At 62.6% G+C, this 1,810-nt stretch carries 2 protein-coding genes; both read left to right on the top strand.

The annotated features are described in order from the left end of the window. Positions 1–366: ABC transporter permease subunit (locus tag MPJ51_RS17825; RefSeq protein ID WP_298389440.1), on the top strand; the 366-nt coding region annotated here is incomplete at its 5' end. 160 nt (positions 367–526) lie between these two features. After that, positions 527–1,738, top strand: a complete 1,212-nt coding sequence (locus tag MPJ51_RS17820; protein ID WP_298389438.1) for an aminopeptidase P family protein — start codon at positions 527–529, stop codon at positions 1,736–1,738. The last annotated feature ends 72 nt before the right edge of the window (positions 1,739–1,810 follow it).

Genomic DNA, 1,810 nt, shown 5'->3' with positions numbered 1-1,810 from the left:
ATCATCACCGTGACTGCGACGCTGGTGGGCTTTGACCGCTCGCTGACGCGGGCTTCGGCGAATATGGGGGCTGGTCCGGTGCGGACCTTCTTCAAGATCCAGATGCCCTTGATCCTGCCGGGCGTAATCTCGGGCGGGTTGTTTGCCTTTATCACATCGTTTGACGAGGTGGTCGTGGTGCTGTTTGTCGGCTCTGCCAGCCAGAAAACCCTGCCATGGCAGATGTTTACCGGCCTGCGTGAACAGATCAGCCCGACCATTCTGGCGGTGGCAACGATCCTTGTGGTTCTGTCGATTGCGCTGCTGACCACGGTCGAGCTGCTGCGCCGCCGGTCTGAACGTCTGCGGGGGCTTTCACCCGGTTGACGCGGGCCATGGTCTGATCTTACGGTTCCTCCGTTCATCCCAGCCGCGATGGCGTCGCGGGCGCAATGGGATGATCGGCTCTCGGACCCCGAGACCGCCTGTCCTGAACGCCGGGACAAGTGGCCGGGTTTGCCGCCCGGCATAGATGAGAGACCTGAACATGACAAACCGCCCCGAATTCTTCACCTGCCACAATGGCGACAAGGCCCCGCTGCCGTTCAGCACCGCCGAGTACGACCGTCGCCTGACCGCCCTGCGCGCAATTATGGCGGCGCGTGATATCCCCGCGGTCCTGCTGACCTCGATGCAGAATATCGCCTATTACTCGGGCTTTCTGTACTGCGCCTTTGGTCGCCCCTATGGCTGCGTGGTGACGCAGGATGCCTGCACCACCGTCTCGGCCAATATCGATGCAGGGCAGCCCTGGCGTCGGTCGGTGGACGAGAACGTGATCTACACCGATTGGAAGCGCGACAATTACTGGCGTGCCGTCGCCAGCCTGACCGGCGGCGCGAAACGGATCGGGATCGAAGGCGACCACATGACACTGGCCGCCCGCGATACAGCGCTGGCGATGCTGGCCGCGCCCGAGCTGGTCGACATCGCGCCCGACACCATGGCTGCCCGCATGGTGAAATCCGCAGAGGAAATTGAACTGATCAAAGGCGGCGCGCGCACCGCAGACGTAGGCGGGGCTGCCATCCACGCCGCGATCCGCGAAGGCGCAACCGAGATCGAGATTGCCATGGCAGGCCGCGACGCGATGGAGGCCGAGATTGCCCGCGCCTACCCCGAGGCTGAATACCGCGACACATGGGTCTGGTTTCAGTCGGGCCTGAACACCGACGGGGCCCATAACCCGGTCACCAAACGCGCCCTGAAACAGGGCGATATCCTGTCACTGAATGCCTTCCCGATGATCTCGGGCTATTACACCGCGCTGGAACGCACCCTGTTTTTGGGCGAGCCGGACGCCGACAGCCTGCGCCTGTGGCAGGCCAACGTCGCCGCGCATGAACTGGGTCTGAGCCTGATCAAACCCGGTGCCACCTGTTCCGGCATCACCGCCGAGATCAACCGCTTTTTCGCGGATGAGGGCCTGCTGCAATACCGATCCTTCGGCTATGGTCACTCCTTTGGCATCCTCAGCCACTATTACGGGCGCGAGGCCGGGCTGGAGCTGCGCGAGGATATCGACACGATGTTGGAACCCGGCATGGTCGTCTCGATCGAACCGATGCTGTGGATTCCCGAAGGCCAACCCGGTGCAGGCGGCTATCGCGAGCATGATATCCTCGTGGTGGGTGAAACCGGGGCCGAAAACATCACCGGCTTCCCATATGGGCCAGAGCATAACATCATCAGGGCCTGATTGGCGTATCATGACAAGCGGCGGCTGAGGTGGTTTGGCGAGGCCGCCGCATTTGTGATGACGGTTGAAGGC

This window comes from Ruegeria sp. (assembly GCF_028066395.1).
In the GTDB taxonomy this organism is placed as follows: Bacteria; Pseudomonadota; Alphaproteobacteria; order Rhodobacterales; family Rhodobacteraceae; genus Ruegeria.
Note: the sequence above shows the minus strand (reverse complement) of the source record. Positions and strands in the feature narration are given on the sequence as shown.